Source organism: Proteus sp. fly-1013, from assembly GCF_040140245.1.
Taxonomy (GTDB): domain Bacteria; phylum Pseudomonadota; class Gammaproteobacteria; order Enterobacterales; family Enterobacteriaceae; genus Proteus; species Proteus mirabilis_B.
In genome coordinates, this window is record NZ_JBEEWD010000001.1 from 409,818 (window position 1) to 423,501 (window position 13,684).

Genomic DNA, 13,684 nt, shown 5'->3' on the forward strand with positions numbered 1-13,684 from the left:
TATATCCAAATAACAGGAGAGCATTCCATGCCTCTTTACGCATATTGCACCTTATCAAATGACCAGAACTATACCGTGAGAGACGGGAAAGTGTTTATTGCCGGTCAAGCGAACGTGATGACCAAACACATGTACACACCCCGTGGCCGTGTGACAGAAATTTCTGATGAGCAATATAAACAGCTCAAAGAAAATCACGTTTTCAATCTTCATTGTGAGAATGGCTTTATTACCGTTGAGCATCGTAAAGAAGATCCTGAAAAAGTCGCCACAGATATGGAAGCCAGCGACCAATCAGCCCCTGACACCCCTGAATCATTAGAGGCTGAAAAGTTAGACGTCCCTAAAACCAACAAAAAAGGTAAGTGATCATGGAGACGAGCACATTTCCTTTAACGTCATTCCGTGTGCTCTATCCGCAGTTTAACGGTGTGGGTGATGATGAAATAGATATCATTGCTCAATCTGCGTTGAACTATTTCTCTGCCTGTAAGGGTGTTTGCACTAACGAGCTGTGGATGCTAGTTGTTGCACACATGCTAACACTCAGAAAAATGATTGCTGATGATGAGTCGCCTACCGGTGTGGTGACGAGTGTGACTATCGATAAGGTAAGCGTGTCATTTACGGCACCGCCTGCCGGTTCGGACTGGTCGCACTGGTTCAAAATGACCACTTTTGGCCAGCAGTTTCTAGCGCTAATTAAGCGTTGTAGTGTACCTCAATACTTCGGTGGTGGCGGTGAGCGTTCTGCCTTTCGTGGTGTAGGTGGGCGATTCACACGAGGAGGGCGATTACGTTAATGACTAAATTAGCGCAATTAAAAGCGGTTTACGATGAATTGGCTAAAAAGCGATTAAGTGTTGGTTTCTTTGAACACGCAAAATATCCCGATGGAACACCGATTGCTTATGTTGCCTCTATTCAAGAGTTGGGTTATCCGGCTGGTGGCATTCCTCCTCGCCCATTTTTACGTCCGACCATGAATGACAAAAAGCAGGATTATAGTCAGTTAATTTTTCGAGCAGTAAAAGCGTCTGTTAAAGGCAAGATCATGCTGGATAATGGGCTGACACAAATTGGTGCGACGGTTGCGGGCGATGTGAAAATGGCAATAAAAGCAGTCACAACACCGGCACTGGAGGAGTCAACGGTCAAAGCAAGAGCACGTCGCCATAGTAAAGGTAAGGCCACCGATAAGCCGTTAGTCGATACCGGTCAAATGCTTCAAGCCGTATCATTTGTCGTGGAGGATAAATAATGTTTGGTAACTTAAATCGTATTGCTTCACGTTATATTCCACAGCAAAAGGTGCTCTGGTTTCGATTTAAAGAACGTGGGCCTGATGATAGAGGGAATGACCAGAATTACTATTACGATCCAGTAGAAGTTCGTGGCAGTTGGCAGGCGGTCGATACCCAAGATGTTCAATCAATGGGATTAGATACGAGCCAAGTGTACCGGCGCTTATATACCTCTCATGATATTAAAGCTGTGCAACGTGGTACATCCCCTGATTTTCTCGTATTCAATGGTAAGAAGTACGATGTTGTGGGTGATGCAGACTGGTACGAACAAGATGGCTGGAAATCGGTGATCTGTATCGAGGCGGGTACTTATGACGGATTATGAGGTTGATGTTGCTATTCGCAAACAACTCTTGTTGCAGTTAAAAGAAGTCGGTATTGAGATCCCTGTTAAAGCAGGTTTCCAATCTACAAAGCAAGGTCGTGAAGATAATATGGTGATGTTTTTTCCCATTAATGAAAACGGCTACGGCTGGCAAGGGCGTAAATATAACGTTCAAGGCAATAAAGCCAATCACCAAGAAAACCAGTTATCTGAAAAAACGTACCAAGTTCAGGCTTTCGTTACCCAGTTAGGCCATTATTCAGCGAGTGATATTACCGCGATTGTTAGAATGATCGCCAATTCATTACCCTTTGTTGAAGCACTCCGGAAACAAGGTATTGGCATTCAACGGGCAACCGGTATTCGAACACCTTATTTTCTGAATGACCAGGGCAACTACGAACAAAACCCCTCATTTGATTTCAATGTGACATTTAATCGCACACTTCATCCTGATACAGACGCCGTGAGTGCGTTGTATCCCGATATCTATCGTATTTAAGGAACGTTATGTCTATCAAACAAACTCGCTATGTCGATATTGCGAGTGCGGTGATTGGCGCGTCAGCTGTACCGATGCGTAAGCTCACGGCTCGTATTTTTTCAACAAACCCTAAAATTCCTGCTGGTAAAGTACTTGAGTTTGCCAGTGGCCAAGTGGATGACTTATTGGGTACTGACTCCCCCGAGGCGCATTTTGCGCGTCAGTATTTCAGCTATGTCAGTCCAGCACCGGCAAGTAAGCCGAAAGAACTGCAAATTGCCTCTTATGAGCCTGTTGGTCGAGCGCCTACCTTGTTTGGCGAAAAGACAGGCGATTTAGCTGATTTAAAACTGATTAATGAGGGTGAACTCAATATCTCTATTGGCAAGGTGACCAAAACAATCACTGGAATTGATCTCTCTGAAAGTACGTCATACGCGGATGTTGCAACAGCTGTGCAAGCGAAATTAAATGCAGAAAGCGAGCCTCAATTTGCTAGCGCCTATGTCACGTTTAATTCACTGGATAGTGCCTTTGTCATTAGCGGTGGTGTACAAGAGCGTGCTGATATTAGTGTACGCCAGTCGGTGCTTGCTGATGCAATGAATATTAGCCACGGCACATCATCAGCCGGTAATCCAGCGCAAACCCCGTTACAAGCCTTTATCGCTTCTGAAACAGTTTCAGATTCATTTGGTAGCGCAACATTTTTAACGGAACTCTCATTAGAGCATGCCGTAGAGTTGGCGCAGTACGTGGCAGGTGAAAACGTGAAGTATCAATTGCACTTGTCTGTGACCAATCAAAATGCAGAAGATTTTAGCGGGGCGCTGGTGGGTACGGCTTCAACGGGCTTAAATCTGAAAACAGCGGATAACTTCTTTGTTCAAGCGTTACCGATGGCCATTATGTCAGCCACAGATTATGACCGCACCAATGCGACAACAAACTATATGTATCGTCAATTTGGTGTCACGTTCCCATCGCAAATTACGACCGATATCGATGCGGATCGCTTAGATAAACTACGAGTGAACTATTACGGAGAAACGGCCGTATCGGGTTCACATATTAGTTTCTATCAACGGGGTTTCTTATGTGGTGGTGTTGCCAACCCATTAGATATGAGTGTCCATGCTAATGAGCAATGGTTAAAAGCCTACATCGCGCAACAGTGGTTTAGTTTGTTGATGGCCACACGTGGAGTACCCGCCAATAAAGACGGTGAAGCACGTGCAATGATGGTGATTGCAGGGGCGGTGACCAAGGCGATTAATAACGGCACGATCCTAGCGGGAAAAACCTTAACTGATGTGCAAAAAATCGCGGTGACAGACGCTTCTGGTGATGATTTAGCGTGGCACGATGTACAAAACAAAGGTTATTGGTACAACGCTCAAATTGTCGAAAACACAGGCCCCTCTGATTTGCCTGAGTACGTAATGAAATATGTATTGATTTACGGTAAGGGCGACTGGGTTCGTAAAGTCGAAGGCTCTCACAACTTAGTGTAAGGAACACAATATGCATGATGTATCAGCAACTGGCTTGAGTATTGTTATTCAAGCTCATAAAACTTTTCCTGCCGGTATTCAAATTACCGTCTTCGCAGATGATGCCGATCCATTAGATTTGCCTGCCGTGGACATTGCGCAAACAGGAATGGATATCAACGGTAATTTGGTGACATGGTCAACGCCAACACCTCAAACGGTCACCATTAACGTGTTAGCGGGCAGTGAAGAAGACGAAAACCTCGCTATCTTACTGGAATCGAATACCGCACGACGTGGACAACGACATGCAGGGGATATTATCACCATGGTTGCCTCGTATGGTGATGGTTCAACAACCACGGCACGTAACGGCAAAATCACTAATGGTAGTCGTGGTAGCTCTGTTGCCAGTGCAGGACGACACAAATCCAAAGCGTATACCTTCGTATTTCAAGACTTCGACCGCACTCGCGCACGTTAATTCTAGGCGGTTATTCCGCCTTTTTTATGGATATTAATCATGTTAATTAAACCGAAAGAAATTACGATCACCGATGCTGATCGTGAAGAGCACACCTTTATTATTAGCCGATTACCGGCAACGATTGGGCGTGAAATTCTGGCAAAATACCCTTTATCGAATGCGCCTAAAATTGGCGACTATGAAGTCAGCAAAGAAGCTATGTTAAAGATGATGGCGTATGTTGCTGTCGAAAAAGAGGGGCAAGAGATTTATCTGAAGACCAGCACATTAATTGATAACCATGTGCCCGATGGTGAAGCCCTTATTCGTCTAGAACTGGAAATGTTGAAGTATAACACCAGTTTTTTCGGCAAAGACGGGAGCCAAGGTTTCCTCCAATTCCTGCTCAACAAAATCACCGGTTCACTCCCGTCGATTATAAAAACGCTGATGGCTTCTTTGCCGTCATCATCTCAGCCGGTTTCGCCACACTCACCGAACTCAAAACGTCAATAGATTTAGAAGAGGCGTTTGACCTGTGGGAAATTGCTATTACTAATCGTTATAACGAAGCGCTGGCTTCATCGAAAGGATAAATCATATGGCCTTGCTAGATACATTTGTTCAGGTATTTGAATTTGATACCCGCCAAGCCGATGATGCGTTTAATCGAGTGAGTAAATCGACCGATGACATTATCGCTGAGATGAAAAAGGCGCAACAATCCGCAAGTATGGGGGCGGATGGGTTTACTCAATTTATTCAAAATCTATCCGCACAATTGACAGAGTTATCGTCAAACTCAGTCGATATTCATGTTAATAGTGATACTTCCGGAGTTGCTGACAGCCTGATTGCGGAGATAGATCGCATTAAAGAAAGTGCGACGGACAACTCGCAATCAGTGAGTGATTTTATTCAAAGTATTATTGCCAGCATTGAACAGTTGTCCGCAGGAGAGCCGATAAATATTGATGTTGAGGCGGGTGATACACAAGAAAAAATAGCCTCAGTCACCGCTAAAATTGATGAACTAAAGTCATCAATGAACTTGCTTGATATCCAACGTGATGAATTATCACAAGGCGTAAATGAAAGCAGCGTTTTATCCGAAGCGTTAAATGCTCAATATCAACAGATGCAAGATGAATTACTGGCTTTGAATAATGAGTTAAGCACACTCACTAATGCAGAAAAAAAGAACAGGGAGGGAAAGAAAGCCATTGAGGTCATTCTTACTGCATTAAATGCCGACTATACGCAATTTATTGAAACTATGCGTACAAAAGGGATTAAAACCACTGAAGAGGAATCAAAGGCTCAGGATCACTTACAAAAAGAACTTTCAGAAACGGAGGCTAAATACAAGGAAGCTGGAAGCTCGGTTGCGGGGTTTGCGACAAAAGCACTAGGTGCTGTTGGTATTGTGATGAGCATTGGCAGTATTTTTGCCGAATCCGTTTCTCGTTCTCAAGAGATTGAAACGCTGGATAAGTTGGGTAAACAAATTGGTGTTGCAACTGCAGATGTTGATGCGTTTTCTGGTGCAATGGCTGAATTAGGAGGCTCTAGAGAATCCGCACAGGCTGATTTATCAGCGATGGCCAATACGTTTGGTAACACTAAAGACTCAATGGAAAAAGTACTTCAGACAGCGGACAAAGTTCAAGGCATGAGCTTTGATAAAGCGAAGAAAACACTGGAAGGCATGGGGGTATCGGACGAAAAAACCATTGAGTTATTGATGAAAGGGCGCAAAGAATTAGAGCGCACAATGGGTATTCAAAAAGAATACTCAGGCATTAGTAAAGAGAGTATTGAAAGTTCGATTAAATTCAATACCGCAATGTCTAAGTTTCAGCAAACATCGGGGGTATTAAAAAATTCTTTTCTAGAAATGGTGATCCCCGCTTTATCGAAGGGGCTAGATTGGTTAACTAAATTTATTTCTTTCTGCAAAGAAAATAAAAACTTATTGATAGGCTTCTTCTCTGCCATTGGTTTGGCTGTAGCGCTGTATTACGTTCCCCCTATGTTAGCTGCTGCATCAGCAACACTTGCTGCAACATGGCCTATTATCGCTATTATTGCCATTATTGCGCTTTTAGCGATGGCATTTGCAATTGTTTATGACGATATCATGAACTTTATCGACGGCAACGATTCAATGATTGGGCGTATTCTTGAAAAATACCCTCAGTTGAAAATCATCATTCTTGCACTATGGGAAACATTCAAAAAGCTCTTTGAATATCTAAAAGTTATCGTTGGGATTGTCGCGGATATTGTTGTTGCTGGTTGGGATTTAATGGCAACAGGTTTAAAAGCTTATGTTAAGTTTCTCATCAATTGTATCTCTGTCATTGCAGGGTGGGGTAAGTCCTTTGCTGGTGTTTTTACTACAGTGACGGATGCCGTTGTGGGCGCGTTTGAATGGATGTGGGAGCAAGTCAAAAAAATCATTGGTTGGGTAAATACGGGGCTTGATGCAGTTAAAAATGGTTGGAAATCTGCTAAAGAGTTTTTCGGGTTCGGTGACGATGAAGAAATCACTGTCAATCAAAACGTAGAGCGAAAAGTCAATGATAATGGTGAGATTGAATATGCCATACCTCAAGAAGAAAGCCAAACGACACAACAGCTACCGGTTAGACACTCTATTGCTCAAGCCAATGCACAGTTAGATGCGATAGCCAATAATGCGATGAACCCGATTACAAGCCAAGCTATTAGTAATCAATCCAATGTGAAGAATGAAAGTAACGTAAGCATTGGAGAAATTAAGATTGAGACTCAAGCCACAGATGCGCAGGGTATGGCGTCGGGTGTAAAAGACACATTGCAAGATCAACTCGCCGATTTTAATCAGCAAAACTCAACGGGAGTAGCAAAATGATAACAGAGGTCAAAATATTTGATTTAGCGTCGTTTTCTACACTGTTTGATAGTGTGAGTCCGATTCAAATCAATGTAAGAGATGAGCATAAGGCAACACAATTTCAAGTTGAAAGTGGTGAAACTCGCAGTGATCATGTGATCATTAACCCCGTTGAGATTGGTATAGATTTGCTATTAACGGGAGAGATGAAAAACATCTTCTCATCGATGCAACAAGCTTTTGACGAACACAAACTTGTTGGTATTCAAACCCGAGTAAAAACCTATCAACCGATGTTATTGACGGGTTTTAATCATGATGAAATACCTGACATGATAGATGCGATAAAGCTGTCACTACGGTTTGTTGAGTGGCGCACTGTTGAGCCTGAATACGGAGATTTACCGCCTCGATCGACACAAAAACCAGCTCAGTCATCAACCGTAAATCGGGGAAATGTGCAAACAAAAGAAGCCGATACGGAGACTAAAAAGAAAGGTTCGGTGGCAACACGTATCGCAGATGGTGATTGGAGCTTCTCATGAAAGTCATACCTTTAAAAGCTATTCCAAACCAACGCTTATCCGTCAATTTAGAGGGAGTTAATTGGACGCTAACAATAAAAGCCGGTCGACATGCGATGTATCTTGATATTGAACGAGAAAGTGAGGTTATCGCCGTGGGCATGCGTGCGGTGGCAAACACACCTATCATTCCTTATCGCTACCTGACTGATGGCACGAATTTAGCATTTATAACAGAAAATGATGCTCTGCCCTGGTATGAATTATTTGATAGAACTCAATCATTAATTATTTGGAGTGAAGATGGACTTACGACGAATACGGGTGGGGATTGAAGTCGCAGAACGACTGCAGTGGTATGAAGGATTGCGGATTAAAGCTAACGGCACCAAGTACGCAAACCCTTTACAAAATGAATGCACAGTTAGCATTGATGGATTAAACGCCCACACTCGAGATTATCTTCTCACTGAAACTAGCCCTTATCATAAAAGCAAACAAACTCGCCGTCTTTACCTTGAAGTAGGACGCGTCAATACGGGATTATTTCGTATTTTTACCGGTGATATTGTCAGTGCAGAAATTGCCTCGCCTCCTGATGTCACGCTAACCATTAAGGCTAAAACCAATAACGCCAGCTCAGGTGATATTGTTTCTTCCAGTGGTGGCGCCATGCAGAAAATGAGCGAAATCGCGTCATCGGTGGCAAAGGATTGCAAGGTTAGATTGGACTTTCAAGCTACCGATAAAAATATTGCCAACTGGTATTTTTGCGGTTCAGCATTACAGCAAGTACAACGACTGCAGGAAGCGGGAAACGTTAAAGCCTTTATTGATGATGATACGTTGTTTGTCAAAGATGATAACCAAGCCTTAAAAGGGCGATTGCGCATTCTTAGCATGAAATCAGGCATGGTCGGTATACCCAAAGCCACTGAAAAAGGGCTATCTGTCACTTATTTGATTGACGGTGCCTCAGAACTAGGGGGCATGCTTCGACTCGAGAGTAAATTCAACTCTGCACTTAATGGCGACTATATCATTGAACAACTGAAATTTGATGTTGCTTCACATGATGATCCTTTCTTTTATCAGGCTACCTGTAAACGAGCATAATCATGAATAAACCCAATACAGATATTGCTAGCGATGGTTCGCTGGCAGGTGCTCTCTCGTCTGCATTTCGTAATCTGATGATGAATACAGAGGACATGCTCCCTGCAACAGTGGTCAGTTATGACGATAAAACCAATCGTGCGGTTATCAAACCATTGGTGATGATGGTAACAACGGAAGGGGGAACGGTTGAGCGTGCGCCATTGGCCAACATTCCCGTTTTTAGATTTGGGGGAGGGGGTTTCTTTATTCGCGCACCGATTAAGCCGGGTGATTTCGGTTGGATAAAAGCCAATGACAGAGACATTAGCCTGATATTTCAGCGTGAAGGATTGGAGGATCAACCTAATACAGCACGTTTGCATTCATTCAGTGATGCGATGTTTTTTCCTGACACCATCAAAGGATGGGCGATAGATGGGAAGAACATTGATGCCTTGGTTATTCAGTCAATGGATGGTTCGGTTTGTTTCTCTTTGCATAACGATAAAGTTGAATTAAAAGCTCCCCGATATGAAATCAGGGCAACTGAAACGATATTTATTGGCAATGTAATAGTAAATGGTAATCACGCCGTAAACGGTAACAGCAATTCACAAGGTGGCACGATGAAACATAATGGAAAAGATATCGGTTCTACTCATCAACATAGTGGTGTTGAAGCCGGCCGTGGGAATACAGGAGCGCCTCTGTGAGAACATTTTCAATTGATAAAAATAATGATCTCTTTATCGGTCCTGATGGAAACCTTCAATTCAGCGAAAAAGACGATGCAGTTAAAAACCTTTGTCAGCATTTTGCCAAGGCCGTGCGTGGTGAAATGTTACATAAAAAAGATAAAGGCATTCCTTTCTGGCCAACAACATTTGGTCGTCAAACTGATATCCCGATGTTTGAAACGGCATTCAGACAACGTATGAGCGAAATTGAGGAAGTTGTAGAAGTAACTCATTTCAGTGCTACGGTGGAAGAGGGGGCGTTGAAGTATCAAGCAACAATTCGCACGATATACGGAGGATTTACATTGAATGGCTGATTATCGTTATATCAATAATAAAGGCGTTATTCTTCCCGACACGGCCATAATACGTGATGAAGTTGAAAGTGAGTTTCGTGCGGTATTTGGTCAATCGATTAACCTTGCCCCTGAAACACCGCAAGGGGCATTGGCGACGATGGAAGTTGAAAACCGTGATGCAATGGTGAGGAATAATGCCGAGTTAGCAAATCAAATTAATCCCGATATTGCTGGTGGTATTTTTCTTGATGCAATATGGGCGCTAATGGGTGGCCAACGCATTAATGCCACTCACTCTTATCTTTCCAGCGTTGAATTTAGTGGCGTACCCGGCACGATTATTCCCAAAGGCTCATTAGCGTCCAGTGTTGCAGGTGCGATGTTCGAAACAGTTTCACCCTTGATTATTGATAATACCGGCAAAGCAACAGGGGATATGAGGGCAGTTGAATATGGCCCTGTTGAATGCGGTGCTGGCCAACTTAATTCGGTTGCCAGTTCTGTATTAGGATGGGAAAAAGTCAATAACCCCACTCATGCTGTTGTTGGCCGTTATGCTGAATCTGATATCAAAGCAAGGCGACGACGTAAACAAACACTGGCTAAAAATACCGTCAGTGTTGCGGAAGCGATCACCTCTTCACTGTATGAGCTAGAGGGCGTTAACTCACTTTCTTTTCGAGAGAACTACTCTGATGCGGTACTCACTATTGATGGAATTTCTCTGTTACCTCATAGCATTTACGTTTGTGTGGAAGGGGGCGATAGTAACGAAATTGCTAAATCATTACTTAGAACCAAAACCATTGGATCGGCTTTTAATGGTGAGATCGAAATTGGTGTTGTAGAGCCGGTGAGTGGGCAGGAATATAAAGTGCAATTTTCACGCCCTAAAGAGATCACCATTTTTTGTCGAGTGACAGTTAAAAAATCAGCCGTTGATGCGCAAACTATTATTCCCAGTGCAATAGAACAATGGACGCGCGGAGAGCTGGACGGCGATAACGGTTTGATTGTTGGGCGTGAAGTATCACCTTTTGAGATATCTTCCGCAGTTAATACTGTAGAGCCTCGTTTATTTGTGACTAAAGTTGAATTGTCACTGGACGGGAACGTGTGGAATGTTGCGTTAATTCCGATTGCGATTAATCAAATTGCCCGATTACCAAAAGGGGCGGTGCAAGTGGTGATTGTATGAACGTTCAACAATTTGAGTTTCATTCAGACCTATTAAAAGCGATCCTCTGGCAGTATGAAGATGCAGAAAACCTCAAGAAACTGGCTAGTTTTAAAGCCTCTCATTTTGAAAAGTCGATGGTGTCATTTTGGCAAAACTGGTACCGAGATGTGTTTAATATCGATACCGCGAATGATTTTGGTTTGTCGATTTGGTCACGCATTCTGGATGTACCATTAGGTATTGATATTCCACCGAGCGACAAAAATAAAGTCGGGTTTGGTTTTGGTAAAAAGAAAGCCAATTTTAAAGCCAATTTCAGACGCAATGCGGATTACACATTGTCACTGACAGTTGAACAGAAACGCATGTTAGTGCGGATGCGTTATTTTAATCTGACACAAAGTCCTACGGTCACCAATATTAATGAGTTTTTAAAACGCTTCTTTTGGCGTGATGACAGCAAAGTTTTTGTCCTTGACCCATTGGATATGACTTACATGTATTACGTCTTTAACTTCAACCCTGATGAACGTCTACGTGTTCTTCTCGAAAACTTCGACTTAATGCCACGCCCTTCTGGCGTTGGCGTCAAATATCGCATTGTGACCAAAAAAGCCTTTGGCGTTGGTCAGCATCGTAAAAACTTCTTAGGTAGTAACTTCGGAGCATAATTCCTATGACAACTATTTTTAAAACTCCCTTTGCAACACAAGGGGATAAGGCTTCTATACCTGTAGAAATCCAACCAGACGGCTCGGTGTCTTATACGCAAGGCTATGGTTACGATTATGAGCGTGACCAAGTCACAGACCCTGCTGCAAAAGATATCGAACGTGAAAAAATGAATGGGATATTTCACGATATTACGGAAGCGATTGGCGAAATTCAGCTATTTGGTTTTCCAAAATGGGATGAAGCCGGTAAGCCATATGCGATACGCGCCATTGTGTACCATAAAAATAAAGTCTGGCAGTCTAAAGTTGAGAATAACAATATTGAGCCGGTTGCTGGTAATGCATGGGCAGAGTTAAAAGCCGATGCCACAGCAAGTGATGTGGGCGCATATTCAAAAGGGGAATCCGATAAACGCTTTCAACCATTAGGTAATTACACACCATCCGGTTATAGCTACTCAAAGGCAGAAACCGACACCAAATATCAGCTAAAGGGTAATTATGCGCCAGCAGGGAACTACGCTAATAAAGGGGATAGTTACACCAAAACGGAAAGCGATGGACGATATCAAGCAAAAGGGAGCTATCAACCGTCAGGCGATTACGCGACAAATTCAGCACTCAATAGTGGACTGAATAATAAGTTTGATAAGAGTAATGTAACTCAAGGTACGGGAACATCAACGGTTCATGTGATGAGCCAGAAAGCGTCTACGGATGCTTTTCAACCTAAAGGAAGTTATCAACCTTCAGGAAACTATGCATTAGCCGGTGCTTCATATACTAAGACGGAATCGGATGGCCGATATCAAGCTAAAGGAAGTTATGCAACAGCTGGAAGTAGCTATACAAAAGCAGAAAGTGACGGACGTTATCAAAGTAAAGGAAATTACCAGCCAGTGGGTAATTATGCGCTAGTAGGATCATCGTATACAAAGGCAGAGTCTGACGGTAAATACCAACTGAAAGGCAGTTATCAAGTTTCTGGTTACAGCTATTCAAAATCAGAATCAGATGGTAAGTATCAGCCTAAAGGGAACTATCAAGCTTCTGGGTATAGTTACTCGAAAGCTGAGAGCGATGGACGCTATCAAAAGAAAGGAGTAGGGCAGAGTTTAAGAAAAATATGGTCTGGGGATAATTGGGCAAAAGGTGGCACAATCACTGTTTCGGAAGATGTACGAGGAAAAACTATTTATATTAAGGGGACAAGTTATTTTGGTGGGGGAATTCAGGTGCCAAATCAAATTAATGTCGGTATTGTCATAAATTGGTATAAAGAGTTCCATCTTTTTGTTGTGACATCTTCAGATGGAAAAACTTTGCGTTGTGATGATACCTCATGGGGAATAAAGGAGGTGTGGATTCAAGACTAAAAGCCACTTAATTAGAAATTGTAATTTGTTGTAGATTTTATGTTATACGGACACTAATAGAGTGCCCGTTATTGATAATTATAAATTAAGTAATTTACTTTTTTGATCTTGGAATTCTTCTTCTGTTAGTACGCCACTCTCTTTTAATTTACCTAATTTTTCTAATTTAGATAATAGATCATCACCGCCACTATTATTCGAAGGTTGTGGTGATGAATTGTTTTTTTCTACATAAGATTATTTATATTTTTTGATGTCGGTACCATATTTTGATGATTGAAATGTGTTTTCAATTTCTCAAACAAATCCCTTGCTACGTCCTCCGTCATATACGTCCTCATTGGCTCCCGTCTAACATCTTTCATTTTAAACGTACTCTCATCAAACATTGGATCAGAAAAGATAATATCCATAAACAGATAGCCATAAGGGTTATCTGCAGATAAACGAGCCTCTTCTAACTGAGCAATATATTCAGCATTATTGATTTCAAGTTTAATCATAGTATCACCTATTTAACTGTATTTTTATACAGTAATTTATATAAGGTAATGGGTAGGATAGCAAGTTTAAAATTGCAAATTTATGCATGTGGAAATACGGAGATAAGAGAGGAATTTTTAGTGACAATCCATTGTAGTTTTACCCCAGTTTTACCCCTATTTTACCCCAATCAAATTTCAGGCATAAAAAAACCAACTCTAAGTGGTTGGTTTTCTTAAATATTGTTGGTCGGCATGATAGGATTTGAACCTACGACCCCCGACACCCCATGACGGTGCGCTACCAGGCTGCGCTACATGCCGTTTGTGCCCTGTATATTACTGTTTTTGACTGCTAAAG

The 13,684-nt window shown here is 42.3% G+C and carries 18 protein-coding genes, 1 tRNA gene and 1 pseudogene; 17 read left to right on the forward strand and 3 right to left on the reverse strand.

Translation table 11 applies throughout. The features are described 5' to 3' along the window. The first annotated feature begins 27 nt into the window (after window positions 1-27). The 17 genes from ABN236_RS01900 to ABN236_RS01980 all read left to right on the forward strand — a co-directional run bounded on the left by ABN236_RS01900 (window position 28) and on the right by ABN236_RS01980 (window position 12,841). Window positions 28-369, forward strand: coding sequence for a hypothetical protein (locus ABN236_RS01900; RefSeq protein ID WP_349473254.1), 342 nt, complete (start codon window positions 28-30; stop codon window positions 367-369). A gap of 2 nt (window positions 370-371) precedes the next feature. Then, a complete protein-coding gene (locus ABN236_RS01905) occupies window positions 372-803 on the forward strand; it encodes a DUF4054 domain-containing protein (RefSeq protein WP_080726878.1) in 432 nt (143 codons plus the stop codon). Next, the gene (locus ABN236_RS01910; RefSeq protein WP_349473255.1) at window positions 803-1,261 is read left to right on the forward strand and encodes a hypothetical protein; all 459 of its coding nucleotides are present in this window, start codon (window positions 803-805) and stop codon (window positions 1,259-1,261) included. The genes ABN236_RS01905 and ABN236_RS01910 overlap by 1 nt, the downstream gene beginning before the upstream one ends. Beyond that, the gene (locus ABN236_RS01915; protein WP_161706919.1) at window positions 1,261-1,632 is read left to right on the forward strand and encodes a phage collar protein; all 372 of its coding nucleotides are present in this window, start codon (window positions 1,261-1,263) and stop codon (window positions 1,630-1,632) included. Before ABN236_RS01910 ends, ABN236_RS01915 begins: the two co-directional genes overlap by 1 nt. Continuing rightward, entirely contained in the window at window positions 1,619-2,134 is a 516-nt protein-coding gene (locus ABN236_RS01920; protein WP_349473256.1) for a phage gateway protein, read from the forward strand. The genes ABN236_RS01915 and ABN236_RS01920 overlap by 14 nt, the downstream gene beginning before the upstream one ends. Window positions 2,135-2,142: 8 nt before the next feature. Further along, window positions 2,143-3,630, forward strand: coding sequence for a DUF3383 domain-containing protein (locus ABN236_RS01925; protein WP_349473257.1), 1,488 nt, complete (start codon window positions 2,143-2,145; stop codon window positions 3,628-3,630). A gap of 10 nt (window positions 3,631-3,640) precedes the next feature. After that, window positions 3,641-4,093 carry a phage tail fiber protein gene (locus tag ABN236_RS01930; protein ID WP_349473258.1) on the forward strand — a complete coding sequence of 151 codons (453 nt, stop codon included), beginning with the start codon at window positions 3,641-3,643 and terminating at the stop codon, window positions 4,091-4,093. A gap of 39 nt (window positions 4,094-4,132) precedes the next feature. Continuing rightward, a complete protein-coding gene (locus ABN236_RS01935; protein WP_100157940.1) occupies window positions 4,133-4,591 on the forward strand; it encodes a hypothetical protein in 459 nt (152 codons plus the stop codon). Window positions 4,592-4,676: 85 nt separating this feature from the next. Next, window positions 4,677-6,971, forward strand: coding sequence for a coiled-coil domain-containing protein (locus tag ABN236_RS01940; RefSeq protein WP_349473259.1), 2,295 nt, complete (start codon window positions 4,677-4,679; stop codon window positions 6,969-6,971). Beyond that, entirely contained in the window at window positions 6,968-7,498 is a 531-nt protein-coding gene (locus ABN236_RS01945; RefSeq protein WP_349473260.1) for a phage baseplate protein, read from the forward strand. The genes ABN236_RS01940 and ABN236_RS01945 overlap by 4 nt, the downstream gene beginning before the upstream one ends. Then, entirely contained in the window at window positions 7,495-7,812 is a 318-nt protein-coding gene (locus tag ABN236_RS01950; RefSeq protein WP_109399458.1) for a phage baseplate plug family protein, read from the forward strand. The genes ABN236_RS01945 and ABN236_RS01950 overlap by 4 nt, the downstream gene beginning before the upstream one ends. Next, window positions 7,781-8,593 carry a baseplate hub protein gene (locus ABN236_RS01955; protein WP_109399457.1) on the forward strand — a complete coding sequence of 271 codons (813 nt, stop codon included), beginning with the start codon at window positions 7,781-7,783 and terminating at the stop codon, window positions 8,591-8,593. The genes ABN236_RS01950 and ABN236_RS01955 overlap by 32 nt, the downstream gene beginning before the upstream one ends. Window positions 8,594-8,595: 2 nt before the next feature. Next, window positions 8,596-9,288 carry a Gp138 family membrane-puncturing spike protein gene (locus ABN236_RS01960; protein WP_349473261.1) on the forward strand — a complete coding sequence of 231 codons (693 nt, stop codon included), beginning with the start codon at window positions 8,596-8,598 and terminating at the stop codon, window positions 9,286-9,288. Beyond that, window positions 9,285-9,629 (forward strand): contractile injection system sheath initiator, encoded by a 345-nt coding sequence (locus ABN236_RS01965; RefSeq protein ID WP_166540646.1) that lies wholly within the window; start codon window positions 9,285-9,287, stop codon window positions 9,627-9,629. The genes ABN236_RS01960 and ABN236_RS01965 overlap by 4 nt, the downstream gene beginning before the upstream one ends. Further along, window positions 9,622-10,809: a baseplate J/gp47 family protein gene (locus tag ABN236_RS01970; RefSeq protein ID WP_349473262.1), complete on the forward strand. Its 1,188-nt coding sequence runs from the start codon at window positions 9,622-9,624 to the stop codon at window positions 10,807-10,809. The genes ABN236_RS01965 and ABN236_RS01970 overlap by 8 nt, the downstream gene beginning before the upstream one ends. Next, window positions 10,806-11,462 carry a DUF2612 domain-containing protein gene (locus ABN236_RS01975; RefSeq protein WP_196721863.1) on the forward strand — a complete coding sequence of 219 codons (657 nt, stop codon included), beginning with the start codon at window positions 10,806-10,808 and terminating at the stop codon, window positions 11,460-11,462. Before ABN236_RS01970 ends, ABN236_RS01975 begins: the two co-directional genes overlap by 4 nt. 5 nt (window positions 11,463-11,467) lie before the next feature. Then, window positions 11,468-12,841: a hypothetical protein gene (locus tag ABN236_RS01980; protein ID WP_349473263.1), complete on the forward strand. Its 1,374-nt coding sequence runs from the start codon at window positions 11,468-11,470 to the stop codon at window positions 12,839-12,841. Between the two features lie 78 nt (window positions 12,842-12,919). Here ABN236_RS01980 and ABN236_RS01985 read toward each other — a convergent pair. From ABN236_RS01985 to ABN236_RS01995, 3 genes and pseudogenes are all read right to left on the reverse strand, one after another. Beyond that, window positions 12,920-12,997 (reverse strand): annotated as a pseudogene (locus tag ABN236_RS01985) (SHOCT domain-containing protein); the annotation flags it as partial. Window positions 12,998-13,068: 71 nt separating this feature from the next. Beyond that, window positions 13,069-13,344 (reverse strand): hypothetical protein, encoded by a 276-nt coding sequence (locus tag ABN236_RS01990; RefSeq protein ID WP_349473264.1) that lies wholly within the window; start codon window positions 13,342-13,344, stop codon window positions 13,069-13,071. Window positions 13,345-13,570: 226 nt separating this feature from the next. Continuing rightward, a tRNA-Pro gene (locus ABN236_RS01995) sits at window positions 13,571-13,647 on the reverse strand. Between the last annotated feature and the right edge of the window lie 37 nt (window positions 13,648-13,684).

Excerpts from the sequence above, each read along its gene's own strand:
- ABN236_RS01900 (WP_349473254.1), top strand. The coding sequence starts at position 28 with ATGCCTCTTTACGCATATTGCACCTTATCAAATGACCAGAACTATACC.
- ABN236_RS01905 (WP_080726878.1), top strand. The coding sequence starts at position 372 with ATGGAGACGAGCACATTTCCTTTAACGTCATTCCGTGTGCTCTATCCG.
- ABN236_RS01910 (WP_349473255.1), top strand. The coding sequence starts at position 803 with ATGACTAAATTAGCGCAATTAAAAGCGGTTTACGATGAATTGGCTAAA.
- ABN236_RS01915 (WP_161706919.1), top strand. The coding sequence starts at position 1,261 with ATGTTTGGTAACTTAAATCGTATTGCTTCACGTTATATTCCACAGCAA.
- ABN236_RS01920 (WP_349473256.1), top strand. The coding sequence starts at position 1,619 with ATGACGGATTATGAGGTTGATGTTGCTATTCGCAAACAACTCTTGTTG.
- ABN236_RS01925 (WP_349473257.1), top strand. The coding sequence starts at position 2,143 with ATGTCTATCAAACAAACTCGCTATGTCGATATTGCGAGTGCGGTGATT.
- ABN236_RS01930 (WP_349473258.1), top strand. The coding sequence starts at position 3,641 with ATGCATGATGTATCAGCAACTGGCTTGAGTATTGTTATTCAAGCTCAT.
- ABN236_RS01935 (WP_100157940.1), top strand. The coding sequence starts at position 4,133 with ATGTTAATTAAACCGAAAGAAATTACGATCACCGATGCTGATCGTGAA.
- ABN236_RS01940 (WP_349473259.1), top strand. The coding sequence starts at position 4,677 with ATGGCCTTGCTAGATACATTTGTTCAGGTATTTGAATTTGATACCCGC.
- ABN236_RS01945 (WP_349473260.1), top strand. The coding sequence starts at position 6,968 with ATGATAACAGAGGTCAAAATATTTGATTTAGCGTCGTTTTCTACACTG.
- ABN236_RS01950 (WP_109399458.1), top strand. The coding sequence starts at position 7,495 with ATGAAAGTCATACCTTTAAAAGCTATTCCAAACCAACGCTTATCCGTC.
- ABN236_RS01955 (WP_109399457.1), top strand. The coding sequence starts at position 7,781 with ATGGACTTACGACGAATACGGGTGGGGATTGAAGTCGCAGAACGACTG.
- ABN236_RS01960 (WP_349473261.1), top strand. The coding sequence starts at position 8,596 with ATGAATAAACCCAATACAGATATTGCTAGCGATGGTTCGCTGGCAGGT.
- ABN236_RS01970 (WP_349473262.1), top strand. The coding sequence starts at position 9,622 with ATGGCTGATTATCGTTATATCAATAATAAAGGCGTTATTCTTCCCGAC.
- ABN236_RS01975 (WP_196721863.1), top strand. The coding sequence starts at position 10,806 with ATGAACGTTCAACAATTTGAGTTTCATTCAGACCTATTAAAAGCGATC.
- ABN236_RS01980 (WP_349473263.1), top strand. The coding sequence starts at position 11,468 with ATGACAACTATTTTTAAAACTCCCTTTGCAACACAAGGGGATAAGGCT.
- ABN236_RS01990 (WP_349473264.1), bottom strand. The coding sequence starts at position 13,344 with ATGATTAAACTTGAAATCAATAATGCTGAATATATTGCTCAGTTAGAA.